The following is an 18333-nucleotide window of genomic DNA, read 5'->3' as shown; positions in this document are numbered from 1 at the left end:
GCTGGAGACACTCCCCAAATCGGATCGTGGGGACAGGGTAAAACGTAATCATGCGCAAATCAATCAAAAAAGAACGTTTTCATGCTGTTTTGCGCCTTTTTTAGCTTACGGTGTGTAAGTTTATGAAAAATCAAGATTTAAACTCGATGTCTCACGAGAATGGCAGACTGCTCCCGAAAATTCCAAATGCCTCTTCGGATCTTGAAAGCTTCGCCGCACGGTTGAAAACGATCATTGCAAGCGAAAGCTTGCGAAGCTTTGCTGAAAGATCGGGGGTGTCGGTGACCGTCCTGCGCCAGTATCTTGCCGGACACAGCGACCCAGCCCGTGCCAAATTAATCGCAATGGCAAACGCAGGTGGCGTCAGCGTACAGTGGCTTGCCACTGGCGAAGGCCCGATGTCCCCGGTGGAAAAACACCAGGATGATCCATATAGACGGTCCCTGGATGGATACCCGGAGATCGGGGTATACGACATGCTGAATTCGGTAGAAATTGTCACAGAAATGCTGGATGGAAAACCCCTGCACCCCCATCTGATGCGGGAGATGGTCCAACTTTGCAGCGAAATCCTTGCCGACGAAGCCAAGAAAACCGATGACACCGTAAAAGCGCGCTCGGCTGGCATCAATAGAGTGCGACGGGTGCTGAATCTCGTGCGAACCGAAGAGAAAGAACCCTGTTTGTAGTCACACCGACTCCCCGCCCCGCAGCCAGCCATCCACCGCCACGGCAGCCTGCCGCCCGCTGGCAATGGCCCGCAACACAAGGGATTGCCCCGTGTGCATGTCCCCAGCCACGAAAAGGCCCGGAACATTGGTCATATGGCGCGCATCGGCCTGAACGTTCCCTTGGGGTGTCAGCTCAACCCCAAGCTGTTCCAACAGGCCGCTGCGCACCGGATGCACAAAACCCATGGCCAAAAGGACCAAATCGGCCTCCAGGGTAAACGCGCTGCGCGGAATTTCCCGCATCACCGGACGCCCCCGATTCTCCTGGGCTTCCCAGTGGACACGCGCACACTCCATGTTTTTCACCCACCCGTCGGTACCGTGGAAGGCCTGGGTCGCCACGCCCCATAGGCGCTCGCACCCCTCCATATGCGAGGAGGAGGTGCGCAGTTGGTGCGGCCAGGCCGGCCAGGGGGTCTCCGGGGAACGATCCTTGGGCGGCTTGGCCAGAAGCTCGATCTGCGTGACGCTCCTGGCGCGTTGCCGGATGGCTGTTCCGACACAGTCGGCCCCGGTATCCCCACCCCCGATCACCACGACGCGCCGATCCTTGGCCAGAATGGACTCGCCAGGAAAAATGGTCGTACCGGAGAGACGGCGATTCTGTTGCGTCAAAAAATCCATGGCAAAGTGAATACCCGACAGTTCCCGCCCGGGAATGACCAGATCGCGGGGCTGTTCCGAACCGCCTGCCAGAACGACCGCGTGAAAATCCTGCATGATCTTTTGACCGGAAAAATCGACACCAATGTGGACCCCCGTGCGAATGGTCAACCCCTCGCTGCTCATCTGTTGCAGACGACGATCGATCACCCACTTTTCCAACTTGAAATCGGGGATGCCATAGCGCAGCAATCCACCCGCCAGGGCATTTTTTTCAAACAGGGTGACATCGTGGCCAGCCCGAACCAACTGCTGACTGACCGCCAGACCCGCCGGACCCGATCCGACCACAGCCACCCGTTTGCCCGTTTTGTCACGGGGCATTTGGGGCTGAATCAAACCCTGCTTGAATCCCTCCTCGACAATATATTTTTCAATCTCCCGGATGGTGACAGGTTCACGGTTGATGCCCACCACACAGGCCGCTTCACACAAAGCCGGACAGACCCGCCCAGTGAACTCCGGAAAATTGTTGGTGCGGTGCAAAACCGCGACAGCATCCTGCAAACGATCCCGATAAACCAGATCGTTCCAGCTCGGGATCACGTTATGCAGGGTACACCCCTCGTGACAGAAGGGTACGCCACAATCCATGCACCGTGCCGCCTGTTCCTGCACATGTCCCCGGGGCGACTCGATGTAGAGATCCCGCCAATCAAGAATGCGTTCGGCAACCGGACGCATGCGGGAGGTCTCCCGCTCGATCTCCATGAAACCGGTGATCTTACCCATGAGTCACCTTCCCCTCCATCCCCCGGGCCATGTCTTGCATCACACGCTTGTATTCAAAAGGGATCACCTTGACGAAACGTTTCAAGGCTGCATGCCAGTTCTCCAAAAGCTGGCTGCCCACCTTGCTGCCGGTGTAGGCCACATGGTAGCGGATCAAGGTGTTCAAAATTTCGATATCTGCCGGTTCTTCGACATCTTCCAGTTCCACCATGGCGCGGTTGCACAGGGTGGAAAAGGTTCCTTCCACATCCAGGACGAAGGCCATGCCCCCGCTCATGCCGGCAGCAAAATTGCGTCCGGTCCGGCCCAAAACGACAACCACACCGCCGGTCATGTATTCGCAACCATGATCACCCACCCCTTCGACGACCACCCGAGCCCCCGAGTTGCGCACCGCGAACCGCTCTCCGGCGATACCCCGAAAATAGGCTTCACCCCCGGTTGCGCCGTAGAGAACCGTGTTGCCGACGATGATATTTTCTTCCGGAACGAAGGAACTTCCGGTATGGGGACGAATGGCGATACGGCCACCGGACATGCCTTTGCCGACGTAGTCGTTGCTCGCCCCTTCGAGATGGAGGGAGACCCCATGGACATTGAAGGCGCCAAAACTCTGCCCGGCCACACCCCGGAAAAAGCACTGGATGGTATTGTCAGGCAACCCCTTTTCGCCAAATTTCTTGGATATCTCCCCCCCCATCATGGCCCCGACCGAACGATCGGTATTGCGGATGGGCAGGCGGATCTCGATGGGATCCCGGTTTTGGAAGGTGCGCCGGGCCAGCACCAGCAACTGGTGATCCAGTTGCTTGTCCAGGCCATGGTCCTGGGGCTGTTCAAACCGGGTGGCAATGTGGGAGGGAACGTCCGGTCGGGTCAGGATTCGTGAAAAATCCAGCCCCCGGGCCTTCCAATGATCGACAGCCCCGTCGGTTTCGATGCAATCCATGCGACCAATCATCTCGTCCATATGGCGGAAGCCCATTTCCGCCATGTGTTCCCGCACCTCGTTGGCCACAAAAAAGAAGTAGTTGATCAAATATTGCGCTTCGCCGGAGTATTTTTTGCGCAGCTCCACATCCTGGGTGGCAATCCCCACGGGACAGGTTCCCAGATGGCACTTGCGCATCATGACGCACCCCTCGACAATCAAGGGTGCGGTGGCGAAACCAAACTCTTCCGCCCCAAGAAGAGCGCCGACGACCACATCCCGACCGGTGCGCAACTGCCCATCCACCTGCAATCGGACCCGGCCACGCAGATCGTTCAACACCAGGGTTTGTTGGCTTTCGGCCAGTCCCAACTCCCAGGGCACACCGGCATGTTTGATCGAACTCAACGGACTGGCCCCGGTTCCGCCGTCAAAACCTGAGATGAGGACCATGTCGGCATGCGCCTTGGAGACCCCCGCCGCGATGGTTCCCACGCCAACTGCCGACACCAGCTTGACCGATACCCGACTGCCGGGATTGACATTGCGCAGATCGAAAATCAGCTGGGCCAGATCCTCGATGGAGTAGATATCGTGGTGGGGTGGTGGGCTGATGAGGGTCACCCCCGGGGTGGTGTTCCGGGTCCGGGCGATCACTTCGTTGACCTTGTATCCGGGCAGTTGGCCCCCCTCACCCGGTTTGGCCCCCTGGCAAACCTTGATCTGCATCTCGTCCGAGTTGGCCAGGTAGTGGCTGCTGACCCCGAAGCGGGCCGATGCCACCTGCTTGACGGCGCTGCGGGCCAGATCCCCATTCGGACGGGGGTTGAACCGCTCCGCCGACTCTCCCCCTTCGCCGGTATTGGATTTGCCGCCGATACGGTTCATGGCGATGGCCATGGTCTCGTGTGCCTCCTTGGAGATGGAGCCAAACGACATGGCGCCCGTGACAAAACGCTTGACGATGGCCGAGGCCGGCTCCACCTCCTCCAGAGGAATCGGCTTCCCCGCCTTTTTGAGACTGAACATGCCACGCAGGGTACACAGCCCCCGCGTCTGCTCATCGATCAGCTGGGAAAACTCTTTAAAAATGCCGTAATCATTCTCCCGGGTCGCCCTCTGCAAAAGGGAGATGGTCTCTGGACTCCACATATGGCGTTCGCCACCATGGCGATATTTATAGTCGCCACCCACCGGCAGGGCGTCCAGGTAGACCACATTGCCGCCAGAAGCCTGCCGATGACGCTGCAACGCCTCCTGGGCAATGGTGGACATGCCGATCCCTCCAATCCGGGAGACCGTGCCGGTAAAATAGCGCTCGATCACTTGGTGATGGATGCCGATCGCCTCGAAAATCTGGGCACCGCAATAACTGCGCAGGGTGGAGATGCCCATTTTGGAAAACACCTTCAGCAACCCCTTGCCCACCCCTTTGACAAAATTGTACTGGGCCTTTTCCGGCGTGATTCCGGCAGGAAGCCGGTTTTTCAGGTACAGGTCGTTCAGGAGTTCCAGGGCCAGCCAGGGGTTGATGCCACTCACCCCATAACCGATCAGCAGGGCGAAATGGTGGACCTCCCGCGCCTCGCCGGTCTCGACCAGAAGGCTCGCCCGATTGCGGATACCCGCCCGGATCAGGTGATGATGCACCGCCGATGCAGCCAGCAACACCGGTATGGGCGCCATCTCCTGGTTGACGCCACGATCACTCAAAATCACCAGGGTACACCCGGCGGAAACGGCCTCGGTCACCTCGGCCAGCAGATGACGCAGGGCGCGCTCCATGCCATCTGGACCATCCGCCATCGGCCAAAGGATGGGAAAGGTGGCGGATTTCAGGGTTGGGTGTTGCAGCGCACGAATCCTGGCCAAATCCTGGTCGGTCAGAACAGGCTGTTTCAATTGCAGGCGCTGCACATGTTCCGGACCTTCTTCCAGCAGATTGCCAACGGGCCCCAACTGGTTGAAGAGGCTCATCACCAACTCTTCCCGGATGGGATCGATGGCCGGGTTGGTCACCTGGGCAAAGAGCTGCTTGAAATAGCTGAACAGGGAGATGGGGCGGTCCGACAAAACCGGCAGGGCCGTGTCACTTCCCATGGAACCGATCCCCTCCTGGCCTTCGGCGGCCATGGGCAACATCAGCAGGTCGATCTCCTCTTCGGTATAGCCGAAAATCTTCAACCGTTGGCGCAACTCCCCCGGGGCCGGTTCGGGAAGAGGCCCAGCCGGCAGGTGGTCAAGAATCAGGAGATTTTCCTCTACCCAGCGTCGATAGGGTTGACGCCCGATAATCTGTGCCTTGATCTCCTGGTCATCGATGATCCGCTTTTGTTCCAGATCGAGGATAAACATGCGCCCGGGTTGCAGACGCCAGTTGATGACCTCCTCTTCGGGCGGGAAGGTGATGGTACCAGCTTCCGAGGCCATGACACACAGACCGCTTCGCGTGATTTGGTAGCGGGCCGGACGCAAACCATTCCGATCCAGCGTTGCCCCAATGACCCGTCCGTCGGTAAAAGCGACGGCAGCCGGTCCATCCCAGGGTTCCATCATGGAGGCGTGGTATTGGTAGAACGCCCGGCGGTCCGGGTCCATGTGTTCGTGATTTTCCCACGCCTCCGGAATCAGCATCATGATGGCATGCGCCACCGAACGCCCCGACAAAACCAGAAACTCCACGGCCCGGTCGAACGAGGCGGAATCGGAAATTCCTTCGGGAATGATGGGAAACAGTTTTTTGATGTCATCACCGAACAGATCCGACGACAGGGCCGCCTCGCGCGCCCGCATCCAGTTGATGTTGCCGCGCAGGGTGTTGATCTCTCCGTTATGGGCAATCATGCGGAAGGGGTGGGCCAGCTCCCAGGTGGGAAAGGTGTTCGTCGAGTAGCGTTGATGGACCATGGCAAAGGCGCTGACCATGTCCGGTGCATTCAAATCCTGAAAGTAGGCTGCCACCTGATCGGCCAGAAACATCCCCTTGTAGAGCAACACCCGCGATGACATGCTGGCCACGTGGAATGATTTCAGGTCGGGATCCTCGTAGTCAACGACAGCGTTTTCGATGCGCCGCCGGATGATGTAGAGCCGACGTTCGAACCAATTGTCGTCGGCGTTCTCCGGGCGGTCGCGCATGCCGATGAAAAGCTGTTTGATGACCGGTTCCGCCGATTTGGCCACAAAGCCGATCCGGGCAACCGAATGGATCGGCACATCCCGCCAGCCCAGGATGGCCTGCCCCTCTTCCCGGACAATGACCTCCGTCGTCCGCACGCAGGCGAGCCGAAACTCCGCATCCTTGGGCAGAAAAAACACCCCGACACCATACTCCCCCAGGGGAGGAAGCTGGATGTTGAGCGCGGCGCACCGCTGCTGCAAAAAGTCATCGGGCATCTGGATCATGATGCCGGCACCGTCACCAGTGAGGGGATCTGCTCCAGCCGCCCCCCGATGGGTCATGTTGACCAAAACTTCCAGGGCCATTTCCAGGATGCGATGCGATTTTCGACCGTGGATATCCGCAACGAATCCAACTCCGCAGGCATCGTGCTCAAAGCGGGGATCATACAAGCCCTGTTTTGCAGGCAACCCAGTGTGCGTCATGTGCCAATTCCCTGTACCATTTCTGTTCTCCACATGTGACCCAATCCGGTCATCCCGTCAATCTAACGGATTTGCCCGCACTGTCAACCCAAACTGCCAGACTGAAGCGCTTTTGCTTTCATGCCGCACATAAAACATGCAAAATCCCTGTCATCCCAGACTAAAGCGCTTTTGCTTTCATGCCACGCATAAAGCATGCAAAATCCCTGTCATCTCTGTGCAGGTGCTGGCGGACCCAACCCAAAAATTGGCCCTGAAGACGAAATCCGAGATAATTTTCACTGTCGCTGTGCCGGGAAAACTCGCGCCGCAAATGATCCAGATCGCCACGGTACCGGTCATGCGCCTCCTTGTGGCTCTGACACTCCGGATAGCCATGGCTCAACATGGCCGACTCTTCCTCGGCAAAATGCAGGGGGAGATACTCGTTCCAATGGGCGTAGAAGGGATAAAGAACCTCCAGGATGCGGTTGGCTGTGACTCCCTCCAGGAAACGTCCCGCCACCAAGAGCAACTCGTGTGTGGCATGGTCCAGGATGGACAGACCGGTGGACATCTCCTCCTGCCAGACAACAGGCGCCTCTTCAGCCGGTCTGGCCCGGCGCCGGTCGTTGGCAATACGCCGCGCCCGCTCCAGGTAGATCGCGACCACCGGATCATCCCGGGTGGTCTCCTGGCATTTTTCAAACAGCTGAAGGGCGGATCCCAGATGGTTCAGATGAAAAAGCGAAACAGCATCCTTGAACAGGGAGAGGGTGACCAGTTTGGCTGTGCGCAGAGGCTCCGGGTCGGCATTGAAAACCTCATGTACCATCACCGGATGCGATGTGCCCCTGGGGGCGACGCGATCGATGAAACGAACTGAAAAGGGATGATTGTCGTTCATGGCAAAAAGGGAGTGATGGGTGATGAGCAGGGGCGTTTGGTATGACTTGGTCAACCCTTCCACCCGCGAGGCCAGGTTGACCACATCGCCCACCACAGTGTTGGCGATGCGTTCCGCACCACCGATGGTCCCGATCATGAGCGACCCGGTGTTGATGCCAAATCCGGCATGAATGGGTTGCCAACCGTAGGAAATCCGCTCCCGGTTGTAGGCCGTCAAACGTTCCAGCATGGCAATGGCGGCATGAACGGCATCCTCGGGTGAACCGGGAAACAGTGCCATGATGGCATCGCCGATATACTTGTCGATCACCCCATTGTGCTGTTGGACAAACGGCTCCAGACGCGCCAGATAGCCATTGAGGAAACGAAACACCTGCTCGGGGGGAAGCTCCTCGGAAAAGGATGTGAAATCGCGGATATCGCTGAACAGAACGCTCATCTTCTGCTTCGCATTGTCACCCAGGGTGGTCTCTTCCAGGCTCGTGCGCCCCAGCAACTGCAAAAAGCGGTGGGGCACAAACCGCTCCGCCGCCCGACTGAAACGTTGCATCCGGGCGACTGCCGCAAGGCGCTCGGTGATATCGTGGATGATGCAAACGAACAGACGTCCCTCCTCGTGCTTGACCTCGCTCAAGAAAATTTCCGCAGCCAGTTCCGTCCCGTCACGGCGTTTGACCGTGCTCTCCAATCCGCCTTCCGGCAAAGGGGGACCGTTTCCGCCCAACCAGGAGGGAACGCCCTCCGGCGTAAAATCCGGAAAACGGATCCCCAGGTCACCCAGGGGGCGTCCCACCATGCGGGATGCGCTCTCACCCAACATCCGCTCGGCTGCCGGATTGATCGATTCGATCAAACCATGGTCGTTGAACACGAGGATGCCATTGACCGCTCCATTCAGGATGGCCCGCAGGCGCCCCTCACTCTTTTCCAGGCGGCGTTCCCGTTCGACCATCATGCGGGTGTTGGATTTGATCCACTGGGTCAGCACACCCAAAAGATTGCTGGCAACCCGCCCATTCCGCTCGATCAGGGTCCACAATTTTTCGCCGGCAAGCACCAGAATGCGGGCAGGCTCTTGCACCACCACAAACGCTGTTGCAAATGACCGATCCAGCAGGGAGAGTTCACCCACCGAGTCTCCCGGATAGATGGTCCGCACAGCGGGTCGGGCCGGGTTTTCAAAATGGACCGACAGGGTTCCGGACAGCACGACGTAGAGATGTTCATTGGCCTGACCGGGTTGGAGGAGAATCTCACCCGGCTCGCGAACCGAGATGGAGGCTGTCTGTAAAACCGGGTCGATACTTTCCCGTTGCACACCTCTGAACAGATGGATGCGCGCAAATTCGTGATCGTCTATCATGGGATGGCCTGCGGATTGTGTTGCCCGGCAACGTCGTTCATGCCAACTTGACTTTCAATGGAACTCTTCAACCATGCTCTCCTACCAGCACGCCTACCATGCCGGAGGTTTGGCCGATGTCCACAAACACGGCTCGCTGGCTGTGCTCCTGGCCAAAATGGTGGCCAAGGAGAAACCTCTCAGCTACCTGGAGACCCATGCTGGCCAGGGATATTACGACCTGAGCGGGCCGGAGTCCCATAAAACCGGCGAGGCGCACCAGGGAATTTTGCGTCTTCTTGCCGCCCATCTTCCCCCTCCCGATCACCCCTACCGCAGGGTGATCGAGGCCACGCAGTCGGCATTCGGTCCCTCTTTCTACCCGGGATCTCCCCGCATCGCCCAGCTCTTGTTGCGACCCGTGGATCGGCTGCACCTGATGGAACTGCACCCCGCAGCGCACGCCATGCTCAGGCGGCAGGTACGGGGAAAAAATATTTTCATCCACCACCGCGACGGCCACGAAGGGGGGCCAGCCCTGCTTCCCCCGCAACCTCGGCGCAGTCTGATTCTCGTCGACCCCAGCTACGAAGTCAAAACCGAATATGATCGAGTTGGGCAAACCATCCTGCGCATGCATCGCCTCTGCCCGGAGGCCGTGATCCTGCTCTGGTACCCTCTGCTCAAGGGCGACCCCCACCAACCCCTTTGCCGTTTGCTCACCGCCGCCTCCTTGCCTAAATTCGCCCGTCGTGAATGCCAACTCCACGACCCGGCCCAGACCGAGCGCATGTATGGCAGCGGCTTGATGTTCATCAATCTCCCCCATGGGGTGGAAAAGGCGCTCGATGCCGTGGAGGCGTTGACCCGTTGATGTCCATATGGGTCATGAGCACTTTTTGGTATCGGGATCCAGGGGGCTGGCTCCCTGGCAGGTCAAGGGCAGAGCCCTTGCGGGTCAAGGGCAGCGCCCTTGCGGGGTCCAGGGCAGCGCCCCGTTTTGTTTTTGTACGCCCCCCTTCTCCCAGGCCTTTTTTGCGCTGTTGGCAAAAAAGGCCCAAGGGGCGGGCCATGGTCCGCCTTCTGGCGCGTCTTTTTGCGCCAGAAGGCGGACGTATTGCAGTTTTTTTAGTAACTATTCACCACCCTTTAAGAGAAGCCTGAATATGAAAGCCTTTGTCAGGGCTTCGCCCCGAACCCCACCAGGACAACGTCCTGGACCCGCCAGGGAACCAGTCCCCTGGACCCCGATTCGTGACCGGGCCGGGTGGAGCGGACATTGACAGAATCAAATGGCCTGTGATCGAATGGGCGGCTGGAGGGGGGTCGGATTTTGAGGTCTGTCATCCGTGCCGAGACGGCCAACGATAACAGCTTCCGCCACGCTGGAACCGATGAGGATCAAGAGGAAGTTTTGGTGCGCTGCTGTTTGATCAACCCTTCCTGGCACGTTCGCAAGGGAAACATTTGGAGTCAGATTCGGGCTACCATGCCCTCCCTTGGCCTTTTATACTTGGCTGCCACCCTGGAGCGGGAAGGGATTGCCGTCACTGTCATCGACTTTCAGGCAGAGATCCTTGGCTGGGAGGGTATGGAGTCACGCCTCCAGCGGGAGACGTTCGATATCTACGGTATCACCGTGACTACCCCCTTGGCCCATAACGCCTACCGTTTGGCCAGACTCATCAAGAAACATCACCCATCTGCCATGGTGGTACTGGGAGGGGTTCATGCCACATCCCTCCCCGAAGAGGCCCTGGCCTGTGACGCGGTCGATTATGTGGTGCGTGGCGAAGGGGAGGAGGTGTTTCTCCGCCTGGTGCGCGGCGACCCCCCCGAGCACATCCATGGACTCTCTTATCGAGCCGAAGAGGGAATACGTCATCAAGGACCAGATGGTTTGATCAACGACCTGGATACTTTGCCGTTCCCTGCCTTCCATCTGGTCAACCTGGATCTGTACAGACCCGCCGTGGGATCCTACAAACGCCTGCCGGCCATCAACATCACAACAACGCGGGGCTGCCCGGGCAAATGCACTTTTTGCAACTCGGCGGATATCAAATTGCGCAAACGTTCTGCCGAGCTTATTTTTGCAGACATGGTCAAGCTCTCCCAGCAATATGGCCGGCGCGAAATTGCCTTCTACGATGATACATTCACTGTTTTTCCATCGAATATAAAAAAATTATGTGACCTTCTCCAAAAAAATGCCATCGATTTGACCTGGAGTTGTTTTGCCAGGGTGGATTGTGTTAGCAGGGATCTGCTCATATCCATGAAAAAAGGTGGTTGCCACCAAATCATGTTCGGTATCGAATCCAGCAATGAGACAATCCTGAACAACATTAAAAAACCGATGTCCCTGGAAAAAAATCACGCTGTCGTGCGCATGGCCCAGGAGGCCGGCCTGACCGTGCGTTGCACCTTCATGTTCGGCAACCCCGGAGAAACGGAAGAAACAGTTGAACAAACAATCAAGTATGCGATAAAACTTGACCCGGACATCGCTGTTTTCAACGTGACCACACCCTACCCCGGCACCGAATTGTTTGCATGGGCAAAAGCGGGCGGTTACCTGTTGACCGAAAATTGGGATGATTACGACCTGTCCCGGACAGTCATGCAGTTGCCATCGGTCTCTCCGGAATATTTGGAAGCATCCCTTCGTACAGCGTATCGAAAATTCTATCAGAGACCTTCGACCATATGGCGCAAGGTGAAGCGATTGAGTTCCTGGTCTGAATTGATCAATCTTGTGCAGGGAGGAGCAAGTCTTGTAAAATACATGATCGCGGTTCATATTTTAAAAAACAGGAATATGGAATGAGAGTTTCCAACAGATATTTTATCTTTCTTGTTTCGTTCATAATCTCTGGTATCCAAAATTTTGACAAACTTGGCCTCGACCCGTTCATGGGGATCCGCACTCATGACACGTTCGACTCGGAATTTCCACGTCTTTACAACCTGGGGCACCAACTCTTTCATGGCGGTTTGCAACTCTGGTACCCCCAGTCGGCGGGTGGCATGTCCGCCATGGCATACCACTTCTCACCCTTGCACCCGGTTGCGATCCTTTCAAACCTGCTGCCACCATGGTTGTATTATGGCATCTCAGCCACTTTTTTTTCTGTGCTCGGATGCTTTGGCATGATTGTTTTGTTGAATGAATTTTTCTCTGTGCCCCTGAAAAATTCAATTTTTGTCGCCACTTTATTTATTTCATCTGTCAGTTTGAATGGAAAATACACAATTTTTGACTTTTTTATAATCATGTTTCCTTTTATTTTTATTATATTACATAATAACAATGCCATCATTCAAGACAAAAACAAACTGCTTTTCCTTTTTGAGTCAATTATTTTGGTGTTTATTTCCCTGTTTGCTTACCCTGCTCTCATACTGCAAACGTTCCCCCTTCTCCACTTTGCTGTTCTGGCAATCTTTTTTGTTGAAATAAAAAAGATCGAAAAACCGGCAGTGGCGTCAGCATTATTGTTTTGGGTCGGCTTTCTCCTCGTTTCGCTTCCGGTATTGATCTCCCTGTTGGAATACGTTCCCCTTGCTGCGAGAAAATACAGTCTGATTCCATGGCAAAAGACCGGTTCCGAATTATGGTTCCTTTTGACAAACAACCCCCTGTTTTTCCTCGCTGTTGGCTCGTTGGCAACCATGCGATCTTCAGGTGCCCCCGCCATGGCGTCCCTGACGGTCCTGCTCCTCTTTTCAGCCATTTTTTTATCATACTCACCCCTGTCCGTAGGTACATTTCTTGAGAAAATCGACCTGCACCAGATTGTCGGCACCATTCCCACGGTCATGGCCCTCCATGTTGCCCTGTCATTGCGAAACCTGGATTCAGCAAAAGGCGGCGACTCTCATCCATTCAGATTTTTTCTGACGGCCCTCACCGCATGGCTGTTCGTTGCAATATTTTCGTTGGCAAGCCCAAGATTGCTCATCGTTCACCTTCTGGTGATCATCATGGCATGGGTTCTTGTCTGGGGAGAAGGTCTCAAATACTTGGCACTGTCATCCCATCGTATCAGAACATTAAAAAGCCCGGTCCACTTTTTTGTTTTTTTGCTCATTTTTCTGTCTCTTGTCCGCCCATTTCGATCAAACCTTGAAAAATATCCTTACTATGAAACCTTTGGACATACAAAAATTCTTGCGGAACTGGCAAAGGGCGACCCTTTACAGCCCATACGGGTTGGCACTGTCGGCGTCATCCCCTCCGTGGCACAAATGGCGATCCTTGAGACTGTTGGCGGAAGAAGCATTTTTTTTAATAAATATTATAAAGAATTTTTTGGAGAAATCATCAGGCCACAATTTTTGTCGAACAAGGACAAGGATGCATTCGAATCATACTTTTACGACCTTAAACTGTATGACAACAATGAGCAGGAGAATTTTCCATCCATAAAAGATTTCAACTTGGAACTTTTGAGGTTGGCAGGCGTTCAGCATATCATTTCAGACAGAGAAATAGAGGGTTTTGGCCATTATAAAGAAAAATTTATCAGGCAAAGACCTGGATATTTTAAGGATGGCGTTCCACCCCCCCTGTTCATATACAAACTTGATCGTGCATTCCAAAGAATACGCATGGTTGAGAATGCCGTCATTCTTGATAGTGATGCCTCCGTTCTCGAAAAATTAAGGCACGCCGATCATGCCTATCTCGAAAGCAACGTCTTGATCTCGCAAGAGTCCATCAAGGAAACTGGCGAGATGGAAAAAAAAGTCGCCATGGCACCTGGAAAAAAATGCGGGGAGGTGAAAGTCGATTCCTATACCCCGGATGCGATCAAGGTCACCGCGTGGACGCAAGAGTCATGCTGGCTTGTCATTGCAAACAATTTTGAACCACAATGGAAATCTCTGGTGGACGGCAGGCCTGCCAAACTTTATCGGGCCAATCACACCTTTCAGGCCATACCTGTTTTTGGGGCAGGGCATCACGAGGTAGATATTCGCTACCAAGCATCCTATCGGTTATGGTATTTCCTGGCCGTTCCCTTCGGCATCGTCGCCATCGTCGCTGCGCGCCGGGTGGCACGCAGGTTTTTTCGAGGCATGGAGCCATGACACGCTACTTTATCGCCGCTTGGATCGTTGCAGTCCATCTGCTGCTTGCCCCGGGAATGGGGCGCGCCGCCCCCTTGACCCCGGACAAAATCCCGGAACCGCTGCGACCCTGGGTTGCATGGGTGTTGCACGATCATGAGGAGATACACTGCCCGCTGGCTTTCAACGATGCCAATCGCCGCTTTTGCGCCTGGCCTGCCCGCATCACCCTGGAGTTGAATTCGGGGTCAGGGCACTTTGCCCAGGCGTGGGAGATGGCCCGCGATATGTGGGTTCCCCTGCCCGGCGGAAGCGGAACTGGAGGGGTGTGGCCCGAGTCGGTTCAGGTGGATGGCAAACCAGCCCCAGTGACCGCACGGGATGGCAAACCCGGCCTCCAGCTCACCTCTGGTACACATGCCGTCCGTGGTCTCCTGCCCTGGAAAGAGTTGCCGGAGTTTGTGGCACTCCCCCCGGCCTCCGGTCTCGTCGATCTCACCATCAACGGCCAACCGGTGCCGTTCCCCAATCTGGATGAACAAGGCCGGCTCTGGCTGCACACCCAACGAACAGAGACACGCAGCGAGGACCATCTGGAAGTGACCGCACACCGCCTGATCAAGGATGGAGTGCCGGTGACGATCGAAACCCGCCTGAAATTGCGCATCGCCGGCAAAAACCGGGAAATATTTTTGACACCGCCCCTGGCGGAGATGATTCCCATGCGGTTGACTTCGCCGCTGCCGGCCCGGCTGGAGGCCGATGGCCGGATACGTATCCAGGTTCGTCCTGGCAACTGGGAGTTGACGCTGGAACAACGCCGCACCACCCCCGTGCCTTCTCTGGAGCTGCCCAAGCAGATCCTACCCCCATGGCCCGAGGAGGAGTTGTGGGCCTTTCAGGCCAACCATGCCTTGCGGGTGGTGACCATCACCGAAGCCGAGACCGTCGATCCTCAACAAACGCTCCTCCCCGAAGCATGGCGACGCTACCCCACCTTTGTGATGCGACCGGGCAATCGTATCCATTTTACCGAAAAAAAACGCGGTGATCCCGATCCCGATCCGGATCGGTTGCAACTCAATCGCACGCTCTGGCTCGATTTCGATGGGGGAGGATATGCCGTCCAGGACCGCATCCATGGCACCACGAGCCGCTCCTGGCGTCTGGAGATGAACCCGCCTCTGGAACTGGGGCGTGTTGAGGTCAACGGCAAAGGCATGTTGATCACCCGCATGCCGGATTCCCAGCGCCATGGCGCGGAGATCCGCCATGGGCAGGTCGATCTGCTGGCCGAAGGCCGCCTCGCCAGAGATGGCAAGACACTCCCCGCCATCGGCTGGGAACAAAATTTTCAAAGCCTGATCACAACGTTGCATCTACCGCCTGGGTGGCACTTGCTGCACGCATCCGGGGCCGACACGGTTCACCACACCTGGGTCAGCCGCTGGACCCTGCTGGATCTCTTCCTGACCTTGATTCTTGCCTTGGCAGTAAAAAAATTATGGGGAAATTTTTGGGGCCTGATCGCGTTGCTGACTTTGGTTTTGGCCTATCAGGAAGAAAAAGATCTCGCCTGGCCCCTCCTCAGCCTGATGGCCACAGTGGCCCTGCTGCGTGTCGTCCCGGCGACACACAGCCTCTACCGGTTGGTTCGTCTCTGGCATATCGCGGGTTCGATTCTCCTTGTTGTGGTGGCCTTGCCGTTTTTGATCTCCCAGGCCCAGCAGGGGCTGCACCCACAATTGGAACGCACGGATGGTATCGGTTTTATGCAGGCAGCCCCCATCCACCCGCTCACCGAAGCCACCGACTCGGTCGCAGAAGCCGCCACGGAGTATGAACTAAAGGAAGAAAGCGCCGGAGCGCCACCCGCCCAGGATCGACGGGCAGCAAAAACAAAATCGTCTGCCGTGCCTTCCCGAAGCCTGAACGCCGCCTCCGCCATGGCCAACAAGCCGCAAGCCGCGCCCGCTTCGTCAAGATCCATGACCTTGAACGATCCCAATGCCCAGGTGCAGACAGGACATGGCACCCCGCAGTGGCATGGACACACCGTGATCCTGCGCTGGAACGGGCCGGTGTTGGCGCAACAACAGCTGCGCCTGCATCTTCTGCCGCCTCTTGCCAGTCGTACCTTGAATTTCCTGCGTATTTTTTTATTGTCGGCCCTGTTGTGGCGCATCGTGCAACCGTCGCTTCGCGCTTGGCGGGACCGAGGTCTGTTCGGCGCGGCGCGGCTGCCGGTTTCCGCCATGTTTCTTGCGGGTCTGCTGGGATGTGGCGTGGTCGGATGGGCCCCCTCCGCCCAGGCCGATGGGGTCTCCCCGGAAATGTTGCAAACCCTGGAGGAGCGTTTGCTGGCCCCGCCCACCTGTCTGCCGGCTTGCGCCGATCTGTCGCGCATGAGCCTGGAGGCTTCCCCCGGCACCTTGCGTCTGCTGTTGGAGGTTCATGCCGATCGGGATGTGGCCATTCCTCTCCCCGGCAAGGCCAACGCTTGGCTGCCTGACGTGGTTTCCCTGAATGGAGAGCCGGCCACCCATGTGCAACGCGATGGCCAGGGAGTCCTCTGGTTGCGTGCTCCCCGGGGCGTCCACCAAATCCTTTTGGAAGGGGCCATACCACCCCAGGAGGTGTTGCAGATCCCCCTTCTTCTCCAGCCGCATCAGGTCACCATCACCCAGGCCTCGGGATGGAAGGTGGCGGGCCTGCTCGACAATGGCAGTGTCGGCCCCAGTCTGCAACTCCAGCGCATCCATGCCCAGACCGAGGGAAGTGCGCCGATCACTCCAGAACCCCTCCCCCCCTTCGTGCAGGTGGAGCGGCACCTGGTGCTCGATCTACAGTGGCGCGTGGAGACCCATGTCAAGCGGCTGACCCAACCCGGAACGCCTCTCCTCCTGGAGATTCCCCTGTTGAACGGCGAGTCGGTCACCACGCCCCACATCCGGGTGACGCAGGGCAGGGCGCAGATCCAGATGAAACCCGATCAAACCAGTTTGACCTGGAGTTCTCTCCTGGCCACGGTACCGACCCTTACGCTCAAAGCGCCTGAAACCACACAATGGATCGAGGTTTGGCACCTGGATGTCGCGCCGGTCTGGCATGTGTCCCATACAGGCATTCCCGTCATCCGCCACCAGGACAGCACAGGGCGAAGACAACCGGAGTGGCGTCCCTGGCCTGGCGAACAGATCGATATTCACGTGCAACGTCCCGAGGGGGTGCCCGGCCCCACCTTGACCCTGGAGAGAAGCGACCTGATCGCCACCCCGGGCATGCAGGCCACGGATGTCGATCTGACCCTGCATCTGCTCAGCAGTCATGGCGGTCAACATGCCATCCGCCTGCCGCAAGGCGCCGAACTCCTCTCCACCCAAATCCAGGGCCGGGCTGAGTCCGTCCGCCAGGATGGAGAGGCGATTCTCCTTCCCATCACACCGGGTCGGCAGATGATCCGTCTCTCCTGGCGGCAACCTGGCGGCATCAGGTGGTTTCATGCAACGCCGGAGGTCGATCTGGGCCTGCCCGGAGCCAATGCCACCATTCAACTGAAGCTTGCCCCCAGCCGATGGTCGTTCTGGGTCTCGGGGCCCACTCTGGGGCCGGCCATTCTCTATTGGGGTGCTTTGCTCGTGCTGCTGCTTTTGGCCCCCGCTTTGGGTCGAATCTCCTGGACGCCTCTCCGGACATATCAGTGGGTTCTTCTGGGCCTGGGGGTCAGCACACTCCCTCTTGACATGCCCTTGGTCCTGATCGCCTGGTTTTTGTTGTTGGGCTGGCGTCAGCAACGCGCCGACAGCCTTGTCCATTGGCGGTTCAACCTGCGCCAGTTGTTTTTGGTGTTCTTGAGCCTGGCTGCCGTTGGCGCTCTTCTGAGCATTGTCACCCATGGCCTGTTGTCGGGCGCCCCGGATATGAAAATCGTGGGCAACCTCTCCCGCAGCGATCATCTGTTGTGGTTCCAAGATCGTACCGGGGTGAAGCTTCCCCAGGGATATCTGGTGTCGCTCCCCCTGTTCGTCTACCGTCTGGCCATGCTTGCCTGGGCCATTTGGCTGGCTTCGGCAACCCTGGGATGGATTCGCTGGGGATGGGGTTGTTTCTCCGAGGGCGGGTTGTGGCAAAGTTGGCGTGCGCCAAAAAAAGATTGAAAAACAAGGATGGAAATCCAGGAGGAAGGGCTGCGCCCCTCCTCCTGGCGGATAGGGGTAGGGAAGGTGTAACCCTCCCCTCCCTCCGAACCGTGCAGGCGGTTCTCCCGCACACGGCTCTCCAGTTAGTGGTTTCCTCATCGGGATTGGCATAGTGGCTCAACCGTGTTGATTTGATGTGCAGGCAAGCCATGAATCGGGGTCCAG

General features: G+C 57.1%; 8 protein-coding genes. 5 read left to right on the top strand and 3 right to left on the bottom strand.

Annotated features, from left to right (window positions below; genetic code table 11):
- The first annotated feature begins 122 nt into the window (after positions 1-122).
- On the top strand, positions 123-689 hold the full coding sequence (locus HQL63_10210; protein MBF0177203.1) for a helix-turn-helix transcriptional regulator: 567 nt from the start codon (positions 123-125) through the stop codon (positions 687-689).
- Here HQL63_10210 and HQL63_10205 read toward each other — a convergent pair whose 3' ends face one another.
- The 3 genes from HQL63_10205 to HQL63_10195 form a co-directional block, all read right to left on the bottom strand.
- Positions 690-2126: a glutamate synthase subunit beta gene (locus HQL63_10205; protein ID MBF0177202.1), complete on the bottom strand. Its 1437-nt coding sequence runs from the start codon at positions 2124-2126 to the stop codon at positions 690-692.
- Positions 2119-6663 carry a glutamate synthase large subunit gene (gene gltB / locus HQL63_10200; GenBank protein MBF0177201.1) on the bottom strand — a complete coding sequence of 1515 codons (4545 nt, stop codon included), beginning with the start codon at positions 6661-6663 and terminating at the stop codon, positions 2119-2121. The genes HQL63_10205 and gltB overlap by 8 nt, the downstream gene beginning before the upstream one ends.
- Positions 6664-6823: 160 nt before the next feature.
- Positions 6824-8914, bottom strand: a complete 2091-nt coding sequence (locus tag HQL63_10195) for a cyclic nucleotide-binding domain-containing protein (GenBank protein ID MBF0177200.1) — start codon at positions 8912-8914, stop codon at positions 6824-6826.
- A gap of 73 nt (positions 8915-8987) precedes the next feature.
- Here HQL63_10195 and HQL63_10190 point away from each other — a divergent pair, with 73 nt between their 5' ends.
- The 4 genes from HQL63_10190 to HQL63_10175 all read left to right on the top strand — a co-directional run bounded on the left by HQL63_10190 (position 8988) and on the right by HQL63_10175 (position 18126).
- Entirely contained in the window at positions 8988-9767 is a 780-nt protein-coding gene (locus tag HQL63_10190; protein MBF0177199.1) for a 23S rRNA (adenine(2030)-N(6))-methyltransferase RlmJ, read from the top strand.
- 459 nt (positions 9768-10226) lie between these two features.
- Positions 10227-11723 carry a cobalamin-dependent protein gene (locus HQL63_10185; protein ID MBF0177198.1) on the top strand — a complete coding sequence of 499 codons (1497 nt, stop codon included), beginning with the start codon at positions 10227-10229 and terminating at the stop codon, positions 11721-11723.
- Positions 11720-13990: a hypothetical protein gene (locus HQL63_10180; protein MBF0177197.1), complete on the top strand. Its 2271-nt coding sequence runs from the start codon at positions 11720-11722 to the stop codon at positions 13988-13990. The genes HQL63_10185 and HQL63_10180 overlap by 4 nt, the downstream gene beginning before the upstream one ends.
- On the top strand, positions 13987-18126 hold the full coding sequence (locus HQL63_10175; protein MBF0177196.1) for a hypothetical protein: 4140 nt from the start codon (positions 13987-13989) through the stop codon (positions 18124-18126). The genes HQL63_10180 and HQL63_10175 overlap by 4 nt, the downstream gene beginning before the upstream one ends.
- The last annotated feature ends 207 nt before the right edge of the window (positions 18127-18333 follow it).

The organism is Magnetococcales bacterium (assembly GCA_015231175.1).
GTDB lineage: Bacteria > Pseudomonadota > Magnetococcia > Magnetococcales > DC0425bin3 > HA3dbin3.
The sequence above is the reverse complement of the archived record's forward strand: the minus strand, read 5'-3'. Positions and strand labels throughout refer to the sequence as shown.